The 21008-nt window shown below is 72.1% G+C and carries 19 protein-coding genes; 5 read left to right on the top strand and 14 right to left on the bottom strand.

Annotated elements, in window-relative coordinates:
• Positions 1–197: 197 nt before the first annotated feature.
• The 9 genes from phoH2 to BJ958_RS25145 all read right to left on the bottom strand — a co-directional run bounded on the left by phoH2 (position 198) and on the right by BJ958_RS25145 (position 10347).
• Positions 198–1529, bottom strand: a complete 1332-nt coding sequence (gene phoH2 / locus BJ958_RS25185) for an RNA 5'-3' helicase PhoH2 (RefSeq protein ID WP_179729513.1) — start codon at positions 1527–1529, stop codon at positions 198–200.
• 226 nt (positions 1530–1755) lie between these two features.
• Positions 1756–2490, bottom strand: coding sequence for a tRNA (guanosine(46)-N7)-methyltransferase TrmB (trmB, locus tag BJ958_RS25180; RefSeq protein WP_343052796.1), 735 nt, complete (start codon positions 2488–2490; stop codon positions 1756–1758).
• A 108-nt stretch (positions 2491–2598) separates the two neighbouring features.
• Complete coding sequence (gene tuf / locus BJ958_RS25175; RefSeq protein ID WP_141800192.1) at positions 2599–3792, bottom strand: elongation factor Tu; 1194 nt, start codon at positions 3790–3792, stop codon at positions 2599–2601.
• Between the two features lie 86 nt (positions 3793–3878).
• Complete coding sequence (gene fusA / locus BJ958_RS25170; protein WP_179729512.1) at positions 3879–6002, bottom strand: elongation factor G; 2124 nt, start codon at positions 6000–6002, stop codon at positions 3879–3881.
• Between the two features lie 83 nt (positions 6003–6085).
• Positions 6086–6556, bottom strand: a complete 471-nt coding sequence (gene rpsG, locus BJ958_RS25165; protein ID WP_141800194.1) for a 30S ribosomal protein S7 — start codon at positions 6554–6556, stop codon at positions 6086–6088.
• A 1-nt stretch (position 6557) separates the two neighbouring features.
• Positions 6558–6932 (bottom strand): 30S ribosomal protein S12, encoded by a 375-nt coding sequence (rpsL, locus tag BJ958_RS25160; protein WP_038677267.1) that lies wholly within the window; start codon positions 6930–6932, stop codon positions 6558–6560.
• Positions 6933–7156: 224 nt separating this feature from the next.
• A complete protein-coding gene (locus BJ958_RS25155; protein WP_179729511.1) occupies positions 7157–8614 on the bottom strand; it encodes a solute carrier family 23 protein in 1458 nt (485 codons plus the stop codon).
• Positions 8611–9861 carry an MFS transporter gene (locus BJ958_RS25150; RefSeq protein ID WP_179730381.1) on the bottom strand — a complete coding sequence of 417 codons (1251 nt, stop codon included), beginning with the start codon at positions 9859–9861 and terminating at the stop codon, positions 8611–8613. Before BJ958_RS25150 ends, BJ958_RS25155 begins: the two co-directional genes overlap by 4 nt.
• 36 nt (positions 9862–9897) lie before the next feature.
• Complete coding sequence (locus BJ958_RS25145; RefSeq protein WP_246319099.1) at positions 9898–10347, bottom strand: MarR family transcriptional regulator; 450 nt, start codon at positions 10345–10347, stop codon at positions 9898–9900.
• Between the two features lie 58 nt (positions 10348–10405).
• Between BJ958_RS25145 and BJ958_RS25140 the strand changes: the two genes are divergently transcribed.
• Both BJ958_RS25140 and BJ958_RS25135 read left to right on the top strand, forming a co-directional pair.
• Positions 10406–10729: a DUF2530 domain-containing protein gene (locus BJ958_RS25140; RefSeq protein ID WP_273520347.1), complete on the top strand. Its 324-nt coding sequence runs from the start codon at positions 10406–10408 to the stop codon at positions 10727–10729.
• On the top strand, positions 10722–11348 hold the full coding sequence (locus BJ958_RS25135; RefSeq protein ID WP_179729509.1) for a class I SAM-dependent methyltransferase: 627 nt from the start codon (positions 10722–10724) through the stop codon (positions 11346–11348). The genes BJ958_RS25140 and BJ958_RS25135 overlap by 8 nt, the downstream gene beginning before the upstream one ends.
• A gap of 345 nt (positions 11349–11693) precedes the next feature.
• Here the strand turns inward: BJ958_RS25135 and BJ958_RS25130 are convergent, their stop codons facing one another.
• Entirely contained in the window at positions 11694–12470 is a 777-nt protein-coding gene (locus BJ958_RS25130) for a DUF3027 domain-containing protein (protein ID WP_273520349.1), read from the bottom strand.
• Between the two features lie 59 nt (positions 12471–12529).
• On the opposite strand from BJ958_RS25130, the gene BJ958_RS25125 reads away from it, so the two are divergent.
• The gene (locus BJ958_RS25125) at positions 12530–13987 is read left to right on the top strand and encodes an MFS transporter (RefSeq protein ID WP_273520350.1); all 1458 of its coding nucleotides are present in this window, start codon (positions 12530–12532) and stop codon (positions 13985–13987) included.
• A gap of 15 nt (positions 13988–14002) precedes the next feature.
• Here the strand turns inward: BJ958_RS25125 and BJ958_RS25120 are convergent, their stop codons facing one another.
• Positions 14003–14398: a cold-shock protein gene (locus tag BJ958_RS25120; protein ID WP_139624783.1), complete on the bottom strand. Its 396-nt coding sequence runs from the start codon at positions 14396–14398 to the stop codon at positions 14003–14005.
• A 96-nt stretch (positions 14399–14494) separates the two neighbouring features.
• On the opposite strand from BJ958_RS25120, the gene BJ958_RS25115 reads away from it, so the two are divergent.
• Positions 14495–15091, top strand: coding sequence for a GNAT family N-acetyltransferase (locus BJ958_RS25115; RefSeq protein ID WP_179729508.1), 597 nt, complete (start codon positions 14495–14497; stop codon positions 15089–15091).
• 10 nt (positions 15092–15101) lie between these two features.
• On the opposite strand, the gene BJ958_RS25110 is transcribed toward BJ958_RS25115, so the two are convergent.
• From BJ958_RS25110 to BJ958_RS25100, 3 genes are read right to left on the bottom strand one after another with little or no spacing between them, the layout of a single operon-like run.
• Positions 15102–16307, bottom strand: coding sequence for an RDD family protein (locus BJ958_RS25110; RefSeq protein WP_179729507.1), 1206 nt, complete (start codon positions 16305–16307; stop codon positions 15102–15104).
• 26 nt (positions 16308–16333) lie between these two features.
• Positions 16334–17854, bottom strand: a complete 1521-nt coding sequence (locus tag BJ958_RS25105; RefSeq protein ID WP_179729506.1) for an FHA domain-containing protein — start codon at positions 17852–17854, stop codon at positions 16334–16336.
• On the bottom strand, positions 17851–18690 hold the full coding sequence (locus BJ958_RS25100; protein ID WP_179729505.1) for a PP2C family protein-serine/threonine phosphatase: 840 nt from the start codon (positions 18688–18690) through the stop codon (positions 17851–17853). The genes BJ958_RS25105 and BJ958_RS25100 overlap by 4 nt, the downstream gene beginning before the upstream one ends.
• A gap of 168 nt (positions 18691–18858) precedes the next feature.
• Between BJ958_RS25100 and BJ958_RS25095 the strand changes: the two genes are divergently transcribed.
• Positions 18859–21000, top strand: coding sequence for a helicase-associated domain-containing protein (locus BJ958_RS25095; protein WP_343052791.1), 2142 nt, complete (start codon positions 18859–18861; stop codon positions 20998–21000).
• Positions 21001–21008 lie beyond the last annotated feature (8 nt).

Below are 21008 nucleotides of genomic sequence, written 5' to 3'. Positions count from 1 at the left end.
CAGCGACCACCATGCCTGACGAGGAGGGCTCAGGCAAACCGAACGGCCGTTTTCCCCAGCCCTTCTCCAGCTCCCCTCGGCCCATCGTTCACACGAGTCACAGCAGCCCCAGGGTCGGGACACGGTCCCGTACGACGACGCTCGGCGCCGCCCCGGACACGGGACGGCGCCGAGCGGGCCACGACGAACTCGTCAGGTCACACGACGACGTTCTCCAGCATCTCGGTGACCAGCGCCGCGATCGGCGAGCGCTCGGACCGGGTGAGGGTGACGTGGGCGAACAGCGGGTGGCCCTTGAGCTTCTCCACGACCGCGACCACGCCGTCGTGACGACCCACCCGCAGGTTGTCGCGCTGGGCGACGTCGTGGGTGAGCACGACCTTCGAGTTGGCGCCGATGCGCGAGAGCACCGTGAGGAGCACGTTGCGCTCGAGCGACTGCGCCTCGTCGACGATCACGAAGGAGTCGTGCAGCGAGCGGCCGCGGATGTGCGTCAGCGGGAGGACCTCGAGCATCCCGCGGTCGAGGATCTCGTCGACGACGTCCTTGGAGGTCAGGGCGCCGAGGGTGTCGAAGACCGCCTGGCCCCACGGCGACATCTTCTCCGACTCCGAGCCGGGCAGGTAGCCCAGCTCCTGGCCGCCGACGGCGAACAGCGGCCGGAAGACGACGACCTTCTTGTGCTGCTGGCGCTCCATGACCGCCTCCAGGCCGGCGCACAGGGCGAGCGCCGACTTGCCGGTGCCGGCACGGCCGCCGAGGGAGACGATGCCGACGTCGGGGTCGAGCAGCAGGTCGAGGGCGACGCGCTGCTCGGCGCTGCGTCCGTGGATGCCGAAGGCCTCCCGGTCGCCGCGGACCAGGTGGACCTGCTTGTCGGGCCCGACCCGGCCCAGGGCGGTGCCGCGCTCGGAGAGCAGCACGAGGCCGGTGTGGCAGGGCAGCTCGCGGGCATCGGGGAGGTCGAGGGTCGCGTCGTCGTACAGCTCGTCGAGGTCGGCCGCGCTCACCTCCATCTCGGCCATGCCGGAGTAGCCGGTGTCGGAGTCGCTGATCGTCTCGCCGCGGTACTCCGCGGCGGTGAGGCCGACCGCCGAGGCCTTGATCCGCATCGGCAGGTCCTTGGAGACCAGCGTGACGTCGTGGCCCTCGTCGGCGAGGTTGCGGGCGACCGCCAGGATCCGCGTGTCGTTGTCGCCGAGGCGGAAGCCCGACGGCAGCGACGAGGCGTCGGTGTGGTTGAGCTCGACGCGGACCGTGCCGCCCTCCTCCCCCACGGGGACGGGCGTGTCGAGCCGGCCGTGGCTGACCCGCATCTCATCCAGCATCCGCAGCGCGCTGCGCGCGAAGTAGCCCAGCTCGGGGTGGTGCCGCTTGCCCTCGAGCTCGGTGATCACGACCACCGGCAAGACGACCTCGTGCTCGGCGAAGCGCCGGAGGGCACCCGGGTCGGCCAGCAGGACGCTGGTGTCGAGGACGTACGTACGGCGCTGCGCGTTGGTCTGTGCCCCATCGTGACTGGTTCCCACGACTCACCTCACCGGACCGCACGCGCCCACCAGGGGCCGCCCGGCCCTATCCCTGGTAGATGGACCGGGCTGCTGGTTCGTGGATCTTCACGTCCGGCCTCCCGATGTGGCCGGCTTCCCCACCTGCCACTGATCCGGAAGGTACCCGCGCGGCCCGGAGGAATAGCGCGACACGCCCTGACGGCTCGATGAACGTCCTGTTACGTCCAGCGGGCCCAGCCCGGTCTCAGAGCCGCCGGTAGGTGAGATCGGTGATCACGCGGTCCTTCGCGATCCCCTTGCGCTCGAACTTGGTGACCGGCCGCTCTGCCCAGCGCTCGACGACCCCACCCTCCAGCATCGGCTCGGCGTCGAGCACCTCGACCATCTGCTCGGCGTAGTCCGCCCAGTCGGTGGCCAGCCGCCACAGCCCGCCCGGGACCAGCCGGGAGGCGATCATCGCGGCGTACTCGGGGTTGACCAGGCGCCGCTTGTGGTGACGCTTCTTGTGCCAGGGGTCGGGGAAGAAGGTCCACAGCTCGCTGATCGAGTCGGGCGCGATCAGGTGCTCCAGGGTCCAGACGGCGTCGACGCTGCAGAAGCGGACGTTCGTGGCACCCACCTCGCCCACCCGGCCCAGGCCCTCGGCGACGCCGGGGCCCCAGACCTCCAGCGCGAGGATGTTGACGTCGGGACGGGTGGCCGCGAGCGCCGCGGTCGCCTCGCCGACACCACCGCCGATCTCGACGACGAGCGGAGCCTCCCGGCCGAACCACGCGGCGAAGGAGAAGTCGGGTACGTCGACCGCCTCGTCGGGGATGACCCACCGCTCGGAGTACGTGTCCCAGGCGGCCTGCTGCTTCGGGGAGAGCCGGCTGCCGCGCCGGGTGTAGGTGAGCACCTCGCGCATCCGCCGGCCGTCGTCGGTCTCCTTGTGGTGCGGTCGCGCCGGGCGCACTCCCCCGTTGTCTTGCTCAGCCACCCGGCCATTCTCCCGGCTCGGGCCCGTGCCCAGAAATCAGGCGCCGTGAAATGCAGGAGACCCCCTGCTGCCGAAGCAGCAGGGGGTCTCCGTCGAGAGCAGGTCAGATCACTTGGTGATCTTCGTGACCCGGCCGGCGCCGACGGTGCGGCCACCCTCACGGATCGCGAACTTCAGACCCTCGTCCATGGCGATCGGCTGGATGAGCTCGACCGTCATGTCCGTGTTGTCGCCCGGCATGACCATCTCGGTGCCCTCGGGAAGGGTCACGACGCCGGTCACGTCGGTGGTCCGGAAGTAGAACTGCGGACGGTAGTTGTTGAAGAACGGCGTGTGACGGCCGCCCTCCTCCTTCGAGAGGATGTAGACGCTGGCCTCGAAGTTGGTGTGCGGGGTGGTGGTACCCGGCTTCACCACGACCATGCCGCGCTCGACGTCCTCGCGCTTGGTGCCGCGCAGGAGCAGACCGACGTTCTCACCGGCCTGGCCCTCGTCGAGCAGCTTGCGGAACATCTCGACACCGGTGACGGTGGTCTTCTGCGAGCCCTCGCGGATGCCGATGATCTCGACCTCCTCGTTGACCTTGACGATGCCGCGCTCGATACGACCGGTGATGACGGTGCCACGACCGGTGATCGTGAAGACGTCCTCGACGGGCATGAGGAAGGGCTTGTCGACCTCACGCTCGGGCTGCGGGATGTACTCGTCGACGGCCGACATGAGCTCGAGGACCGACTGGCCCCACTTCTCGTCGCCGTTGAGCGCCGGGAAGGCCGCGACGCGCACGACCGGAACGTCGTCGCCCGGGTACTCGTACTCGGAGAGGAGCTCGCGCACCTCCATCTCGACGAGCTCGATGAGCTCGTCGTCGTCGACCATGTCGCACTTGTTGAGCGCGACGACCAGGGCGGGGACGCCGACCTGGCGGGCGAGCAGCACGTGCTCACGGGTCTGCGGCATCGGGCCGTCGGTCGCGGCGACCACCAGGATCGCGCCGTCCATCTGGGCGGCACCGGTGATCATGTTCTTGATGTAGTCCGCGTGACCGGGGCAGTCGACGTGCGCGTAGTGGCGCGCCTCGGTCTGGTACTCGATGTGCGCGATCGAGATCGTGATACCGCGCTGGCGCTCCTCGGGAGCCTTGTCGATCTGGTCGAACGGCGAGGCCTCGTTGAGGTCCGGGTACGCGTCGTGCAGGACCTTCGAAATGGCCGCCGTCAGCGTGGTCTTGCCGTGGTCGATGTGACCGATCGTGCCGATGTTGACGTGCGGCTTGGTCCGCTCGAACTTCGCCTTAGCCACTGGGGCTCCTCCTGGTGTGTTGTTACTTGACTCGTACTAAAGGGGTGGTGCGCCGAGGGTCTGCATGGAGCAGTCCCGGGTGGGGACTACTCGCCGCGCGCCTTCTTGATGATCTCGTCGGCGATGTTCGTGGGAACCTCGGCGTACGAGTCGAACTCCATCGAGTACGACGCCTGACCGGAGGTCTTGGACCTCAGGTCGCCAACGTACCCGAACATCTCGGACAGCGGCACGAGGGCGCTGACGACGATGTCGCCGTGACGCTCCTCCTGCGCGCGGATCTGACCGCGACGGCTGTTGATGTCACCGATGACCGTGCCGAGGAAGTCCTCGGGGGTGGTCACCTCGACGGCGAACATCGGCTCGAGGAGGACCGGACGCGCCTGGCGCGCGGCCTCCTTGAACGCCTGGATGCCGGCGATCTTGAACGCGAGCTCGGACGAGTCCACGTCGTGGTACGCGCCGTCCTCGAGGGCGACCTTCACGTCGACCATCGGGTAGCCGGCGAGGACGCCGAACTCCATGGCCTCCTGGGCGCCGTTGTCGACCGACGGGATGTACTCACGCGGGACGCGACCACCGGTCACGTTGTTGATGAACTCGTAGCCAGCACCGAGGCCGGTCTCCGGGTCGATGTTCGGCTCGATCGAGATGACGATCTTGGCGAACTGACCCGAACCACCGGTCTGCTTCTTGTGGGTGTAGCTGTGGTTCTCGACCTTGCCGCGGATGGTCTCGCGGTAGGCGACCTGCGGCTTGCCGACGGTCGCCTCGACCTTGAACTCGCGCTTCATCCGGTCGACGAGGATCTCCAGGTGGAGCTCGCCCATGCCGGAGATGATGGTCTGGCCGGTCTCCTCGTCGGTCTTGACGACGAAGGTCGGGTCCTCCTCGGCGAGGCGGCCGATGGCCACACCGAGCTTCTCCTGGTCGGCCTTGGTCTTCGGCTCGATGGCGACCGAGATCACCGGGGCCGGGAAGGTCATCGACTCGAGCACGACGGGCTTGGCGTTGTCGGAGAGCGTGTGACCGGTCCGGGTGTCCTTGAGACCCATCACGGCGACGATCTGACCGGCGCCGACCGACGCGATCTCCTCACGCTTGTTGGCGTGCATCTGGTAGACCTTGCCGATCCGCTCCTTGCGGCCGTTGCTCGCGTTGAGCACGGTCGCGCCGGCCTCGAGCTTGCCCGAGTAGACGCGGACGAAGGTCAGCTTGCCCAGGTGCGGGTCAGCGGCGATCTTGAACGCCAGGGCGGACAGCGGCTCGTCGCTCGACGGCTTGCGGACGACCTCGTTCTCCTCGGTCTCCTCGGCGCCCGGCTTGTGGCCGACGATCGCGTCGACGTCGAGCGGGGAGGGGAGGTAGTCGACGATCGCGTCGAGCAGGGGCTGGACGCCCTTGTTCTTGAACGCGGTGCCGGTGAGGATCGGGTTGACCTTGTCGGCGAGGGTCGCGCGACGGATGGCGGCCTTGAGGGTCGGCACGTCGAACGTGTCGCCGTCCTCGAGGTAGACCTCCATGATCTCGTCGTCGGCCTCGGCGAGGGTCTCGATGAGCTTCTCGCGGTACTCCGCAGCCTTGTCGGCGAGGTCGGCGGGGATCTCCTCGACGACGTAGTCCTCGCCCTGCTGGGTCTCACCGCGCCAGACCTTGGCGTTCATCTCGACCAGGTCGACGACGCCGATGAAGTCCTGCTCGGCACCGATCGGGATCTGGAGGACCAGCGGGGTGGAGTTGAGCTTCTGCACGATCGAGTCGACGACGCGGTAGAAGTCCGCACCGGTCCGGTCGAGCTTGTTGACGAAGCACATCCGCGGGACGGCGTACTTGTTGGCCTGGCGCCACACGGTCTGCGACTGGGGCTCCACGCCGGCGACACCGTCGAACACCGCGACGGCGCCGTCGAGGACGCGCAGCGAGCGCTCGACCTCGACGGTGAAGTCGACGTGCCCGGGGGTGTCGATGATGTTGATCTGGTGCTTCTTCCACCAGCAGGTCGTCGCGGCCGACGTGATCGTGATGCCGCGCTCCTGCTCCTGCTCCATCCAGTCCATCGTGGCGCCGCCATCGTGGACCTCACCGATCTTGTAGGTGATGCCGGTGTAGAACAGGATGCGCTCGGTGGTGGTGGTCTTGCCGGCGTCGATGTGCGCCATGATGCCGATGTTGCGGACGACGTTCAGGTCCGTCGTGATGTCGACTGCCACGTGAGTCAGCGTTCCTTAGGTAAGGGGATGGAACTGGTGGTGCCGGAGCGGGCGCCGCGGTAGCGGGCCCGCCCCGGTGAGGATCACCAGCGGTAGTGAGCGAAGGCCTTGTTGGACTCGGCCATCTTGTGGGTGTCCTCGCGCTTCTTCACCGCGGCACCGAGGCCGTTGGCTGCGTCGAGGATCTCGTTCTGCAGGCGCTCGGCCATGGTCTTCTCGCGACGCTCCTGGGCGTAGCCGACCAGCCAGCGCAGCGACAGCGTGGTGCCGCGGTTGCCCTTGACCTCGATCGGGACCTGGTAGGTCGCGCCACCGACGCGGCGGGACTTGACCTCGAGCGCGGGGCGCACGTTGTCGAGCGCACGCTTGAGGGTGATGACCGGGTCGACGCCCGTCTTCTCGCGGGTGCCCTCCAGGGCGGAGTAGACGATCCGCTGAGCGACCTGCTTCTTGCCGTCCTGGAGCACCTTCGACACCAGCTGGGTCACCAGCTGCGAACCGTAGACCGGGTCGACGTCGATCGGGCGCTTCGGCGCGGGGCCCTTGCGCGGCATGTCAGCTCTTCTCCTTCTTGGCGCCGTAGCGGCTGCGAGCCTGCTTACGGTTCTTCACGGCCTGGGTGTCCAGAGCGCCGCGGATGACCTTGTAGCGAACACCGGGCAGGTCCTTCACACGACCGCCACGGACGAGCACGATCGAGTGCTCCTGCAGGTTGTGACCCTCACCCGGGATGTAGGCGGTGACCTCGACGCCGCTGGACAGGCGCACGCGGGCGACCTTCCGGAGGGCGGAGTTCGGCTTCTTCGGGGTGGTGGTGTAGACGCGGGTGCACACACCGCGACGCTGGGGCGAACCCTTCAGGGCAGGCGTCTTGGTCTTCGACACCTTGTCCTGGCGGCCCTTGCGGACCAACTGATTGATGGTGGGCACCTGGTGGTTCCCTTTCGGTGGTAATCACGGCCTGGCGCGGTGCCGGGCTCGGGGTGATGCGGTGATGCGGAGTGCCGGGAGCGCTCCCCCGCTCGCCACGCCGATGAGGGCGGCGGGCTGAGGGCATGCTCGACGTGCCGGGTGGCCCCAGACACGAGATTCGAGATTACCGGCCGCCCCGAACGCGGGTCAAAATGCGGGACGCACGCCTGAGCGGCGTGGGCTCAGGTCAGCCAGCGGGTGATCGGGTCGATGGCGAAGTAGATGACGAACAGGCCGGCCACGACCCACAGCAGCGGGTGCAGCTCGCGGGCCTTGCCGCGGACCACCTTGAGGAACGCGTAGGACACGAACCCGGCGCCGATGCCGACCGAGATCGAGTACGTGAACGGCATCAGGACGATGGTCAGGAAGGCCGGGATCGCGATCTCGACGTCGTCCCAGGAGATGCCGGTGATCTGCTGCATCATCAAGAAGCCGACCAGGACCAGGGCGGGGACCGCGGCCTCGGAGGGGATCATCGCGACCAGCGGCGAGGCGAAGATGGTCGCCAGGAAGAGCACGCCGGTGACCACGGAGGCCAGCCCGGTGCGGGCGCCCTCGCCGACGCCCGAGGCCGACTCGATGTACGAGGTGTTCGACGAGACACCGGCCGCGCCGCCGGCGATCGCGGCGACCGAGTCGACCACGAGGATCCGGTCGGCGTGGGGCGGCATCCCCTCCTCGTCGAGGAGGTTGGCCTCGGCGCCGATGGCGGTCATGGTGCCCATGGTGTCGAAGAAGTCGGCGAGCATCAGCGAGAACACGAGCAGCAGGACCGTCACGACGCCGACCTTGTCCCAGGAGCCGAGCAGGTCGAACTCGCCCAGGGTGCCGAAGTCGGGCGCGTGGAAGTCACCGCTCCAGGCGGGCACGGTGAGCGCCCAGCCGCCGGCCTTCTCCGCGGAGGCACCCAGGTCACCGACCGCCTCGACCACGACCGCGACCACCGTCATCACGACGATCGAGATCAGGATCGACCCGCGGACCTTGCGCACCCACAGGGCCAGCATCAGCAGCAGGCCGACCACGAAGACCAGGACCGGCCAGCCGCTCAGGCTGCCGTCGGCGCCGAGCTGGACCGGGACGGTCGTCTTGGCGGCGTCGGGGATCCGCTTCACCACGCCGGCGTCGACGAAGCCGATCAGGGCGATGAACAGGCCGATGCCGACCGAGATGGCGACCTTGAGCTGGGCGGGGACGGCGCGGAAGACCGCCGTGCGGAACCCGGTGAGGACCAGGACCAGGATCAGGACACCCTCGATCACCACCAGGCCCATCGCGTCGGCCCAGGTCATCTGGCTGGCGACCGCGAACGCGAGGAACGCGTTGAGGCCCAGGCCCGTGGCGAGCGCGAGCGGGTAGTTGGCGACGACGCCCATCAGGATCGTCAGCACGCCCGCCACCAGCGCCGTGCCGGCGGCGATCGCCGCGAGGTTCGGGGCGCTGCCGCCGCCGAGGAACTTGCCGTCGATGTCGGTCGCGTAACCGAGGATCAGCGGGTTGAGCACCACGATGTAGGCCATCGTGAAGAAGGTGACCACGCCGCCGCGGAGCTCCTGACCGAGGCTGGAGCCCCGCTCGGAGATGCGGAAGAAGCGGTCGATCGGGTTCGCGGGGGCGAGGTCTTCGGCCGAGTTCACGGGCGAAGCATGGCAGGCGCGACGGCCGGGGTCGAGCCGGTGGTCGGCTCGAGGCGCGCCACCGCCGCCCGGCGCACGACGACCGCGAGCCCGACACCGACCAGCACCAGGGCCCCACCGACGACCAGGGTCCAGCGTGCTCCGAACTGCTCGCCGATCCAGCCGATGACCGGCGAGCCCAGCGGGGTGCCGCCCATCACGATCGTCATGTAGATCGCCATCACCCGCCCGCGCAGCGCCGGCGCGGACTCGGTCTGCAGCAGCGCGTTGCACGAGTTGAGCACGGTGATCACCGAGAAGCCGAGCAGGGGGCACAGCAGCACGAAGGCGAGGTACGTCGGCGCCAGGCCGGCCGCGATCTCGAGCGCGCCGAACGCGACGGCGGCGCCCATCAGCAGCCGGACCCGGACCTGGGTCCGGCCGGCCGCGACCAGGGCTCCGGTGAGCGAGCCGATCGCGAGGACCGAGCCGAGCACGCCGTACTCCTCGGCTCCCTTGCCGAAGACCTCGGTCGCCATCAGCGCGGAGGTGATCTGGAAGTTCATCCCGAAGGTGCCGATGAAGAAGACGAGGACGAGGATCATCAGCATCTTCGGCTGGCCGCGCAGGTAGGTCACGCCCTCGCGGAGCATGCCGGGCGTGCGGGCGGCGGGGCGGGGCGAGTGGAGGGCCGAGGCGTCCATCCGGCGCAGCTGGGCGATCACGGCCAGGTAGGACAGCGCGTTGGCGAGGATGACCCAGCCTGTCGCGCGCATCCCGCCTCCGCCGAGGCCGATCAGCAGGCCGGCCAGCCCGGGTCCGATCAGCCGCGCGGCGTTGAACGCGGCGGAGTTGAGGCTGACCGCGTTGGTGACGTCCTCGGCGCCGACCATCTCGGAGACGAAGGCCTGCCGGGCGGGTGCGTCGAACGCCGCGCCGATGCCGAACACGAACGCGATGACGTAGACGTGCCAGGTCTGCGCCGTGCCGAGCACCGCGATCAGGCCGAGCGCGAGCGAGGCCAGCGCCATCATCGCCTGGGTGACCTGCAGCAGGACCCGCTTGGAGATGCGGTCGGCGACGACGCCGGCGTAGGGCGAGAGCAGCAGGACCGGGAGGAACTGGAGGCCGGTCGTGATGCCGAGCGCGGCGCCGCCGTTGCCGGGGATGGTCAGGACCAGCCAGTCCTGGGCGACGCGCTGCATCCACGTGCCGACGTTGGACACGAGACTGCCGGCGAAGTACAGCCGGTAGTTGGGGTGGGACAGGGAGCGGAATCGGGGGCTCGTGGGATCTCCTTCGGGTCAGTCGGCTTCAGCCAGGCGTTGCAGGATGGGGGCCGCGCGGCGCAGCACGTCACGCTCCTCGGCGCTCAGGTCCTCGAGGCGGCGCGAGAGCCAGCGGTCGCGGCGGGTGAGGTCGGCGGCGACCACCGCTCGACCCTCGTCGGTCATGCGTACGACGACCTGCCGGCCGTCGGTGGGGTGGGCGCACCGCTCGACCAGGCCGGCCTCGGCCAGGGCCGTCACGGTGCGGGTCATGCTCGGCGGCTGCACCTGCTCGCGCGCGGCCAGGGCGCCGATGGTGAGGTCGCCGTGGCGGTTGAGCGCGTAGAGCACCGCCATCGACGAGACGCTGAGGTCGTTGTCGGGATGCCGCTCGCGGGCGAGCCGGCGCCGCAGGCGCATGACCGCGAAGCGGAGCTCGGTCGCGAGCCCCGCATTGCTGCGCACGTGCTTCTCCAGAGTCGGCATGTCGTTAGCATAAGTCATTACCTTCGGTAATCATTCCGCCCGGAGTAGAGTGATCTGCGTGGAGCTCCGCGACGACCAGCCGACCCAGCACGAGTTCGGCAACCGGACCTACCTGATCGCCCCCGTCGAGCCGCTCGACGTCGACGGCGTGCGGACGGTCCAGGTCGGCACTGCGCTGTTCCTCGTCGCCTTCCTCGGCCTGCTGCCGTTCTACGGCCGGCTCCAGGAGGACGGGCGCACCTGGCTGCTGTGGATGTGCCTGACCGGCGTCGGACTCGGCCTGCTCGGCTCGGAGTACTGCAAGCGCCGGCGCCAGGTCCGCGCCGAGCGCGAGCTGGATGCGGGCGCTGGTCCCGATGCCGGTGTCGATGTCGATGGGTGAGGCTCCCCTGCCGCCCACCCGGTGGGCGCTGGGCGGGGCGAAGACGTCGGGGTACGGCGCGCGGTTCGCCGAGCTGATCGCCGACGGCGCCGACGTGGTCGGCGAGGCGCGCCTGGCCGACACCCTCGTCGAGCGCGGCGCGACGATCCTCGACGCCGGGTCCGGCATGGGCCGGATCGGCGCCCACCTGCTCTCCCTGGGCCACCGGGTCACCGCCGCAGAGCCCGACCCGGCGCTCGTCGAGCAGTCGCGTCGCACCTTCCCCGAGCTGCCGGTCATCCCGCTGGAGATCCTCGCCCTGTCCCCCGAGGCGCTCGCCGCCGCAGGCGCACCGCTCGCCTACGACCTCGTCGTCTGCGTCGGCAACGTGCTCACCTTCGTCGCCGAGGACACCGAGGTCGCGGTGCTGCGCCGCCTCGGCTCACTGCTCGCGCCGGGCGGGCGGATCCTGGTCGGCTTCCACCTGCAGCAGGGCCCGACTACCGCACGGGTGTACCCGCTCGACGAGTTCGTCGCCGACGTCGCGGCGGCGGGGCTGGTCGTGCAGCACCGGTTCGGTGGGTACGACCTGCGCCCCGTGGACGACCTCTACTCGGTGGCGGTGTTGGCGCAGGGTTGATGCCGTTGGGTCGGGTGGCGCGGGTCGGTGCGCTCCGCAAGGGACTGACGGTGTTGGTCTGGCGCTCGCTTCGCTCGCGCATGTCGCGCGCGCTTGGACGCGTTGCCTTCCTCCGCTGCGCTCGCTGGCGCTCGCTTCGCTCCGTCCAGGCAACGCGGCGCGCGCGACGGGGCTCGGCTGATTGTCCTGCGCGGACGAGCGTCATTCGGCTGGATCCCGTCGGGCGCCCCGCGTGATCTGGACTGAGCGGAGCGAGCGACCGAGCGCTAGCGAGGAAGCGAGCGCAGCGAGGGAAGATCACGCGCCAAAGGGCGCCCGACATGCGAGCGAAGCGAGCCGAATGACTCAGAAACGCTCGAGGTCGTCCAGCGAGATCGTGTCGACGACGGGAGGCGCGGGCGGTTGCGGCTGCTGCCGCTTGCTCAGGCGCACCTCGGAGTGCGCGCCGCAGCCGTGCTGGAGCGCGACCACGCGACCGTCGTCGTTGGCGTCGCCGTTGGCGCACACGCCGAAGAGCTCGGACAGCGGGCCGGTGAGGCGGACCAGGAAGCCGCAGGAGTAGCAGTGGTGCGGGGCGGACTTGGCGATCGGCGCGTCGGGGCCGGCCTCCCCGTCGTACCAGCGCTCGGCGGCGGCGTCGCGGCCCTCCGGGGACAGGACACGGACCCGGCCCAGGCCGAGGTCCTTGGCGACCGCGCGGATCTGGGCCTTCTCGTCGGTGTCGAGCGGGTCGTCGCCGAAGGAGTACGTCGGCACCAGGCGCGGGTCGTCGTCGGCGACGGGCAGCAGGTCGCCGGGCGACATGTCGCCGGGGCGCAGGCGGTCGCGGTAGGGCACCCAGGCCGGGGCGACGATCGCGTCGGGGCCGGGCAGCAGCACGACCTCGACCACGGTCACCTTGCGCTGGCGGGAGGCGCGGGTGAGCGTGACCGCCCAGTGCCAGCCGCGGTAGCCCTTGCGGGAGCACTCGAAGAGGTGGGTGACGACGCGGAGCCCGTCGACCTGGTGGCCGGTGTGCTCGCCCACGTCGGACGCGTCGACCTCCTCGAGCAGCGCAGCGCGTGCCGCGTCCACGGCATCGGCGGTGGCGGCGTCGGTCAGCTTGCGCTCCAGGGTGGACACCGGCACAGCATCCCCCATGCCACCGGTGGTCGTCACGTCGGGGCAGGCAAGATAGAGGCGTGAGCACGCACGGTCCGGACCAGCGCCCGCCGGCCAGCCCACCGGCCAGCCCACCGGGCGCCGGGGGCGGACCGAGCCCGGAGCTCACCGAGACCGGCTCGATGCGGGCCGTGGGCTCCACCATCGGCACCGGCGCCAAGGCGACCGCCCGCGGGCTCAAGGGATTCGCCACCGTGACCGGCCGGGCCAGCCGGGCGACCGTGCGCCAGGCCCGCAGGGCCGCGGGCGCGCAGGGTGCCGAGCGGTCCGGGCTGAACCGGCTGATCGAGCTGCACGCCGCCAACGCGGCCGGCGACTCGGCGTTCGCGATCGCGCTCGCCGGCACCGTCTTCTTCGCCGGCGCGACCAGCGGCGAGCGCGGTCCGGTGCTGCTGTTCCTCGGCCTCACCATGGTCCCGTTCGCGATCGTCGCGCCGCTGATCGGCCCCTTCCTCGACCGGTTCAGCCACGGGCGCCGCTGGGCGATCGGCGCCACCTTCGCGCTGCGGGCGTTCCTGTGCTGGGTGCTGGCCGGGACCCTGGGCGACGGCTCGCCCTGGTTCTACGTCGCCGCACTCGGCGTCCTCGTCTCCTCCAAGGCCTACGGCGTCGCGAAGGCTGCCGCCGTCCCCCGGCTGCTGCCCAGCGAGATCACCCTGGTCAAGGCCAACGGGCGGGTCGCCCTCGCGGGCGTGGTCGGTGCCTGCGTGTCCGGGCCGCTCGCCGGTGCGGCGTACTGGATCGGTCCGGAGTGGGCCTGTCGCTACGCCTTCGTCGTGTTCACGATCGGCACCATCGCCGCGATCCTGCTGCCGAGCCGGGTCGACGCGTCGTCCGGCGAGGAGTCCCTCGGCGGACGCGGTGCGGGCGCGCGCCGCAACGGCCTGCCCCCGAAGGTCGCGTTCGCGCTGCGCGCCAACTGCGGTCCCCGGCTGCTGTCGGGCTTCCTGACCATGTTCATGACCTTCGTGCTGGCCACCGAGCCCCTCGACGGCTGGGAGACCAAGACCCGCTCGACGCTGCTCGTCGGCCTGGTCATCGGCGCCGCCGGGCTCGGCAACACCCTCGGGATCGTGGTCGCCTCGCTCGCCCGCAGGATCAACCCGGCCGTGATGGTCGTGGTCGCCCTCGTCGCCGACATCGTCGCGCTGGTGCTGGCGACGGTGTTCTACGGCCTGCTCCCCCTGCTGGCGCTCGGCCTGACGGTCGGGCTGATGCAGTACCTCGCCAAGGTGTCCCTCGACTCGACGATCCAGATCGGCGTCCCCGTGCGCGCGCACGCCAGCGCCTTCGCCAAGGGCGACACCACCCTGCAGCTGGCGTGGGTGTTCGGCGGCTTCCTCGGCGTCGTGATGTCCTACCCCGCCGTCAACGGGGTGGGGCTGGCGTTCGCCGCGGTGCTGCTGACGGCCTGGGCGGTGTTCGTGCTGCGCAGCCGGCCACAGCGACCCGCGCCGAGGCCGGCGCCGGCTGCCTGAGCAACCGGACCGCGCTCAGGACTCCAGCTCGTCGGCCAGCGCGCGCAGCAGCTTGGCCACCGGCTGCGCCGTACGACGATCGGGGTGGCGACCGTGGCGGTAGGCCTCGCCGACGCCGTCGAGCAGGCGGATCAGGTCCTCGACGATCGGGACCATCTCCTCGGGCTTCTTGCGCTTGGCCTGCTGCTGGTTGCGCGAGACCGACGCGGGCGCGTCGAGGACGCGGACCTGGAGGGCCTGCTCGCCGCGCCGCCCCTGGGCGATGCCGAACTCGACGCGGGTGCCCGCCTTGAGGGTGGTCACGCCCTCGGGCAGTGCGTCGGCGCGGACGTAGACGTCCTCGCCGCCCTGCTGGGAGAGGAAGCCGAAGCCCTTCTCCGCGTCGTACCACTTCACCTTGCCAGTCGGCACGGGTCCGCCCAACCTCTCGTCATCGCAGGCGTGCGCACCGGTCGGGCGCACGCGCGGCACATCGTAGTGTCCGTGCCGCCACCTATTCTCACCGACGTGGCAACCGAATTGACCGCCCCCGTGCTGCCGGCACCGCCCCTGCCCCTCACGACCGAGCGGCTGGTGCTGAGGACCATCGTGGCCTCGGACGGTGCGGCGATCGGCGCGTACTGCTCCGATCCCGAGGTGACCCGCTACCTGCCGTTCCCGGCGCTCGACGCCGAGGGGCTGGCCGGACGGATGGAGCGGCTCGTCGCCGGTACGGCGCCGTCGGTGCCCGGCGAGATCCTGGCCCTGGCCGCGGTCCACGACGGCGTGCTCGTCGGCGACCTGATGCTGCGCTTCACCGACCGCCACGGGGAGAGCGACCCGCCGGGGATCGGCGAGCTGGGCTGGGTGTTCGCGCCCGAGCACGCCGGCCGCGGCTTCGCGACCGAGGCGGCCCGGGCACTGGTGGACCTGGCGTTCACGCACTACCCCCTCCACCGGCTGATGGCGCGGCTCGACCCGCGCAACCTCGCCTCGGCGCGGCTGTGCGAGCGGCTCGGGATGCGCCACGAGGCGCACACCCGCGAGGACTATGCCGACCGCGACGGGACGTGGAGCGACACCGCGGTCTACGGGTTGCTGCGCCGGGAGTGGGCCTCGGCCTGAGTCCCGACGCTCAGGACTCGCGCTCGACCCGCATCGTGCGGTCGCCGAAGCGCACCTCGTCACCGGCGAGCAGCGTGCTCGGCCGGCCGGGCGACAGCGAGCGCGACATGCCCTTGCGGATGACGTAGGAGCCGTTGGTCGACCCGCGGTCCATCACCACGAGCGCACCGTCCGGGGCCACCTGGAACTGGGCGTGGGTCTTGGACAGCGACATGTCGGAGGAGCGCAGGGGGACGACGTGCCGCGCCTCCTCCCCCGGCCGCGGCTCCGGGCGTCGGCCGACGAGCGCGAGCCCCTCGACGACGAACGCCTCCCCGGTGTCGAACGCCACCCGCCACCGCACCGTCGCGGGGCTCGGCGGCACCGCTGCCGGGTCGGCGCCGGGCTCGGGACGCACACGGGTCTGCTCGACCGGGACCCGGGGCGCGGCGGCCGCAGCAGCGGCCGGCGGCGGTGCCGGCGGCGTCGGGCGGGCCTGGGGAACCGGGGCCGGCCCGGCGGCCGGGACCGGCGCGGGAGCGGGGACCGGAGATGCGACGGGAGCCGGTGCTGGAGCTGGCGTCGCGACCGGTGCGGGCACGGGCGTCGGGGTGGGCGTCGGGGTGGGCGTCGGGGTGGGCGTCGGGGGCGTGGGCTCCGGGATCGGCGTGGGGTGCTCCTCGACCGGCGAGGGCAGCAGCCGCATGGCGGTGAGGTTCACGATCTGCTGCGGCCGCTCGACCACCGGCGCCACCTCGACCTCGACCGGTCGGACGTCGACGACCATCGCGTCGCCGATCCGGTCGTGCAGCCCGCGGCGCTGGCGCGCGGGGTCCATCGCGGCGGTCCAGGCGAAGGTGGCCAGGCCGAGCCCGGCGGTGGGCAGCCCGGCGATGCCGAGCACGATCGCCCGCAGCAGGGCGGCGCCGACGCCGATCGGGCGGCCCGTCGTGCGCCGCACCACCCGCAGTCCGGTGGCCGCCTTGCCCGGGGTCAGTCCCGTCGTACCGACCAGGACGGCGAGCACCAGCCCGACCAGCGCCGCGACGCCGAGGAATGTGAGCACGACGACTGCACCGTTGTCGGGGTCGACCAGCCGCCACACGCCGACGGCGGCCGCTGCGGCGACGCCCCAGCCCACCGCCCGGTCGATGACGAAGGCGGTGAACCGTCGCTCCATCTCCGCCGGACGCAGATCACCGGCGGCGAGGGGTGGCGGGGTGGGGACGTGCGACATGCAGGGCGCTCCGAGTAGCGGCAGGGTCAGGGACGGGTGACCTGGATGGTGATCCCGTCACCGAGGTTGATGGTGGCTCCGGGGATCAGCTGGACGGCGATTCCGGGCTTGAGGTCCTCCGGACCGAGGCCCGGCTGCACCAGGACGGTGCCGTTCGTCGAGCCCATGTCGGTCACGACGGCGGTGCCGAGGTCGGCGCCGGTGCCGGGACGGACCTCGACGTGCGTGGAGGAGATCTCGTGGAGCCGGCTGGGGACCGTGACGAGGGTCGGCTGCTCGGTCGAGGTGAACCGGCGGGCCTCCGGTGCCCGGCCGATCAGGACCGCCCGGTCGACGATGATCGACTGGCCGTCGGAGACCAGGAGCTTGGCGACCGGCTGGGTGACCGGCGGCGCGGCGGGGGTGCCGGGCACCGGCGGGACCAGCGGTGCCGGCGGCTCGCCGGCGCCCGCGACGGTGAAGCCGTCGTGCTCGATGCCGGGGCCCGGCGGCGCGGAGACCCCTCCCACCGGCTCCCACGAGCCGACCGGCAGCGGCGGTGCGTCGGGCAGGTCGGGTGCCCCGGGAACGGGCGGCGCGGGCGGGCCCGGCGGCGGGGGCGGCACCCAGCCCGGCGGCGCGACCTCGGTCGCACCGCCCAGCGGCGGGAACGACGGGGCGGGTACGGCGGGCGTCGGCGGCTCGTCGAGCGGGTCCGCGGCGTCGTCGGCGTCGTCGGTGACGGCGCCGTCGGCCCCGGGGGTGTCCCACGGGGTCACCCAGCCGTCGGGCGCGGGCTCCTGGGGTGCCTCGGCGAGTGGCTCGTCCATCGACTCGTCGACGACGTCCATCACCTCGGTGGCGGGGCCGTCGTCGAGGTATGCCGCCTCGGTCACCGCCGACGCACGCTCGTCGAGCGGGCTGGGCTCGTCGAGCGCGAGGTGCGCGCCGCCCAGCGAAGGTGCGGGCGCGGGCTGGGACTCGACGGCGGGCTCCGGCTCGGGCTCCGGCTCGAGCTCGGGTTCCGGCTCGGGCTCGGGCTCCGGCTCGGCAGCAGCCTCCGGCTCGGCGACCGGCTCGGGCTCGGCGAGCGGCGCAGGTGCGGCCGCAGCGGTCTCGACGGCCGGGCGGTCGATCCGGCCGACCCGGACCAGCCCGGTGAGGATCGGGAAGTCGGTGTCGTCGACCTCGCCGTCGCCCGCCGGGAGGCTGATGCTCAGCGCGGTGACGTCGTCGAGGCTGCGCTCGACCCAGGTGTGGCTGGCGCCGCCGTCGACGGTCACGGTCTCCCCGGCAGCGGTGACGGTGGCGACCACGTCGGCGCCGCGCAGCAGGAAGCGGGTCGGGCCCTCGTCGGTGGAGACCAGCACGAAGCCGGGGATCCGGCTCAGTCCCGAGGCGAGCAGGCCGTCGAGCACCTCGTCGAAGCCGGCGCCGCCGTCGACCATCGCCCACAGAGCGACGACCTGGTCCTTCTGCGACTGCGGCAGGACGATGGCGGCCTCGGGTCCGAAGACCGCGAACCACGTGCCGGTCCGGTACGACCAGGCAGTGCCGGTCTCGCTCATGGGAGGGCCCCCAACTTCTGCTCCAGACTCAGCCGCTGCGTGCGCGAGTCGTACGGGTCAACGTGTGCCAATCCCACCACATCGACCACGACCGCCGTGGCGTTGTCGTGCCCGCCCGCGGCGACCGCGGCGGCGACGAGGGCGTCCGCGGCATCGCGCGGGTCGTCGTGCTCGGCGAGGATCGAGGCGATGGTCACGTCGTCCACCATGCCACTGACCCCGTCCGAGCACAGCAGCAGCCGCTCGGCGGCCGCGAGGGGCAGCAGGTAGTAGTCGGCGGCGCCGCTCACGGCGCCCGGCATCGCCGCGCCGCCCAGGGCGCGGGTGATGACGTTGCGGTTCGGGTGCACGGCCGCGTCGTCGGGCGAGATCCGGCCGGCGTCGACCAGCTCCTGGACCAGGCTGTGGTCGACGCTGACTTGCTCGAGCTCCCCGTCGTTCCACCGGTAGATCCGGGAGTCGCCGACGTTGGCGAGCAGCCAGTGCGGCCCGTCCACCGACTCCACGAGCAGGGCGAGCACGACGGTGGTCCCGGCCGCGAAGCCGTCGCCGGCGCCGGCCGCGCGCTGCTCCTCGTCGTAGGCGAGCAGTCGGTCCTGGGCGGCCTGGAGCGCGGCGTCGACGGCGGTGGTGCCGTCCTCGAGCTCGTAGCTGCGGTGCGCGAGGTGCGCGAGCTCCTCGACGGCGTACCGGCTGGCGACGTCACCGCGGTCGTGCCCGCCCATCCCGTCGGCCACCGCGAAGACGGGCGGATCGGCGAGGAAGGCGTCCTCGTTGACCTGCCGGACCCGGCCGACGTCGGTCGCGGCACCGTGCTGCAGCTCGACCCGCTTCATGCGTGCCCTAGCGTTGGCACCGTGGGAGCGGGACCGAGCGGACACCGGTCGTTGGCCGACCAGCTGCGGTCGTGGCCCGACGATCGGCTCCAGCGCCTGCTCACCGCTCGTCCCGACCTGGCCACCCCTGCCCCTCACGACTTCGGACAACTTGCGTCCCGCGCTGCGGTGAGGAACTCGATCGCTCGCGCGCTCGACGGCCTCACCCGAGGCGAGCTCTCGGTACTGGATGCCCTCGTCGTCGCCGGTCAAACCACCGATCCAGAACTCGCCGCGATCGTCCGCGCCGAGCCGGCGTACGTCGCCACGACACTCGCCCGGCTGCGCGACCTCGCGGTCGCGTGGGACTCCCCCGAGGGTCTGCGGGCACTGAGCGGCGTCGCCGACGCGATGGTCGGCGGACCCGATGCCGGCGTCAGCGGGCTGCGACCGCGGACGGCCGCCCCGCGTGCGCCCGAGGAGATCGCTGAGGCGCTGGCGGCGCTGCCGCCGGGCGCCCGCGCGCTGCTCGACCACGTCATCGCCGAGGGGGGCACGGCCAAGTCCGGGTCGGTCCGGGTCGGGCTGCGCCCGGAGGACGCGGACACGCCTGCCGAGCTGCTCGTCGCGCACCGGCTGCTGGTGCCGGGCGGGTCCCTCCTGTCGGGCCTGCTGGTCGTGCCCGGCGAGGTCGGGATCGCGGTCCGCGGTGGCCGTACGACGACCGAGCCGGTCGACGTCGCGCCACCGGTCGCGTCGGAGGAGCGGTCGCCACGGCTGGCGGCGAGCGCCGCGCTGGGCGCCGCCACGGACGTCGTACGACGCGTCGGACTGCTCCTCGAGTGGTGGGGCACCCGCCCGGCGGCCGCGCTGCGCACCACGGGCCTCGGGGTCCGCGAGCTGAGGGCGGCTGCGAACCAGCTGCAGGTCTCCGAGCCCGAGGCCGCCCTGATCGTCGAGCTCGCGCACGAGGCCGGGTTGGCCGGCACGCGGGCGGACGCCGACGGGAACCCGGTGTGGGTGCCGACGTCGGCGTTCGACGAGTGGGCCGAGCGCCCGGTCGCCGAGCGGTGGACCGTGCTGGCCCGGGCCTGGCTGTCGAGCCCGCGGCTGCCGTCGCTGGTCGGCGAGCGCGGCCCAGACCAGAAGCCGTGGAACGCGCTGACCCCCGAGCTGTCGGCGGCCGGGATGCCCGAGGCCAAGGCGATGGCGCTCGCCGTCCTCGCCGACCTGCCCGAGGGCCACGGCCTCGCCGCCGGCACCGGCCTGCCGTCGCTGGTCGCGCGGGTCGCGTGGGAGCGGCCGCGCCGGCCCCGGACCCGTCCCGACCTGGTGGCGTGGGCGGTCGCCGAGGCGGCCGTCCTCGGCCTGACGGGCGCGGACGTGCTGGCGTCGTACGCCCGGCTGCTGCTGGCCGGCGAGGACCCGACGCCCGCGCTGGCCGAGCTGCTGCCACCGCCCGTCGACCACGTGCTGATCCAGGCCGACCTGACCGCCGTCGCGCCCGGCCCGCTCGAGCCGGACCTGGCGCGGCAGCTGCAGCAGGTCGCCGACGTGGACTCGCACGGCGCCGCGACGGTCTACCGCTTCACCGCCGACTCCGTACGACGTGCGCTGGACGCCGGCTGGACCGCGGCCGAGCTGCACGCGTTCGTGCTCGCCGCGTCCCGCACGCCGGTCCCGCAGCCGCTGAGCTACCTGATCGACGACGTGGTCCGTTCCTTCGGCCGGCTGCGCGTCGGTCTGGCGTCGTCCTTCGTGCGCTCCGAGGACGAGGCGGCGCTGGCCGCGCTCGTCAACCACCCGAAGGCCTCGGCGCTCGGGCTGCAGCGGATCGCCCCGACCGTCGTCGTCTCGACGCTGCCGATCGACGTGCTGCTCCCGCGGTTGCGCGAGCTCGGCCTGGCCCCCGTGGTCGAGGGACCGGACGGCGTGGTCCGGGTCGGCGCCACGGACTCGCTGCGTGCCCGCACCCCGCGGACCCGGGAGAGCGCCGACGCGGCACGGGCGACGGCCCGCCAGGCCGCCCAGGTCGTCGCCGCGGTCGCGACGATGCGTGAGGGCGACGAGGCTGCGCGATCACGGCCAGCGTCGGCCTCCACCGCAGGCGGGGGTGTGCTCTCGGCGCTGCGCGAGGCGATCGAGCGGCGGGGCGTGGTCCTCATCGGGTTCACCGACAACCAGGGGGTCGTCTCGGAGCGGGCGGTGCTGCCACTGATGGTCGAGGGCGGCCAGCTCACGGCGTTCGACGCCGACGCGGCCGACGACGACCCGGACGCCGAGCGCCGGTATCCCGTGCACCGGATCAGCCGGGTGGTCCCCGTCTCGTAAACTCGTGC

This window comes from Nocardioides kongjuensis, from assembly GCF_013409625.1.
Classification (GTDB): Bacteria; Actinomycetota; Actinomycetes; order Propionibacteriales; family Nocardioidaceae; genus Nocardioides; species Nocardioides kongjuensis.
The sequence above is the reverse complement of the archived record's forward strand: the minus strand, read 5'-3'. Positions and strand labels throughout refer to the sequence as shown.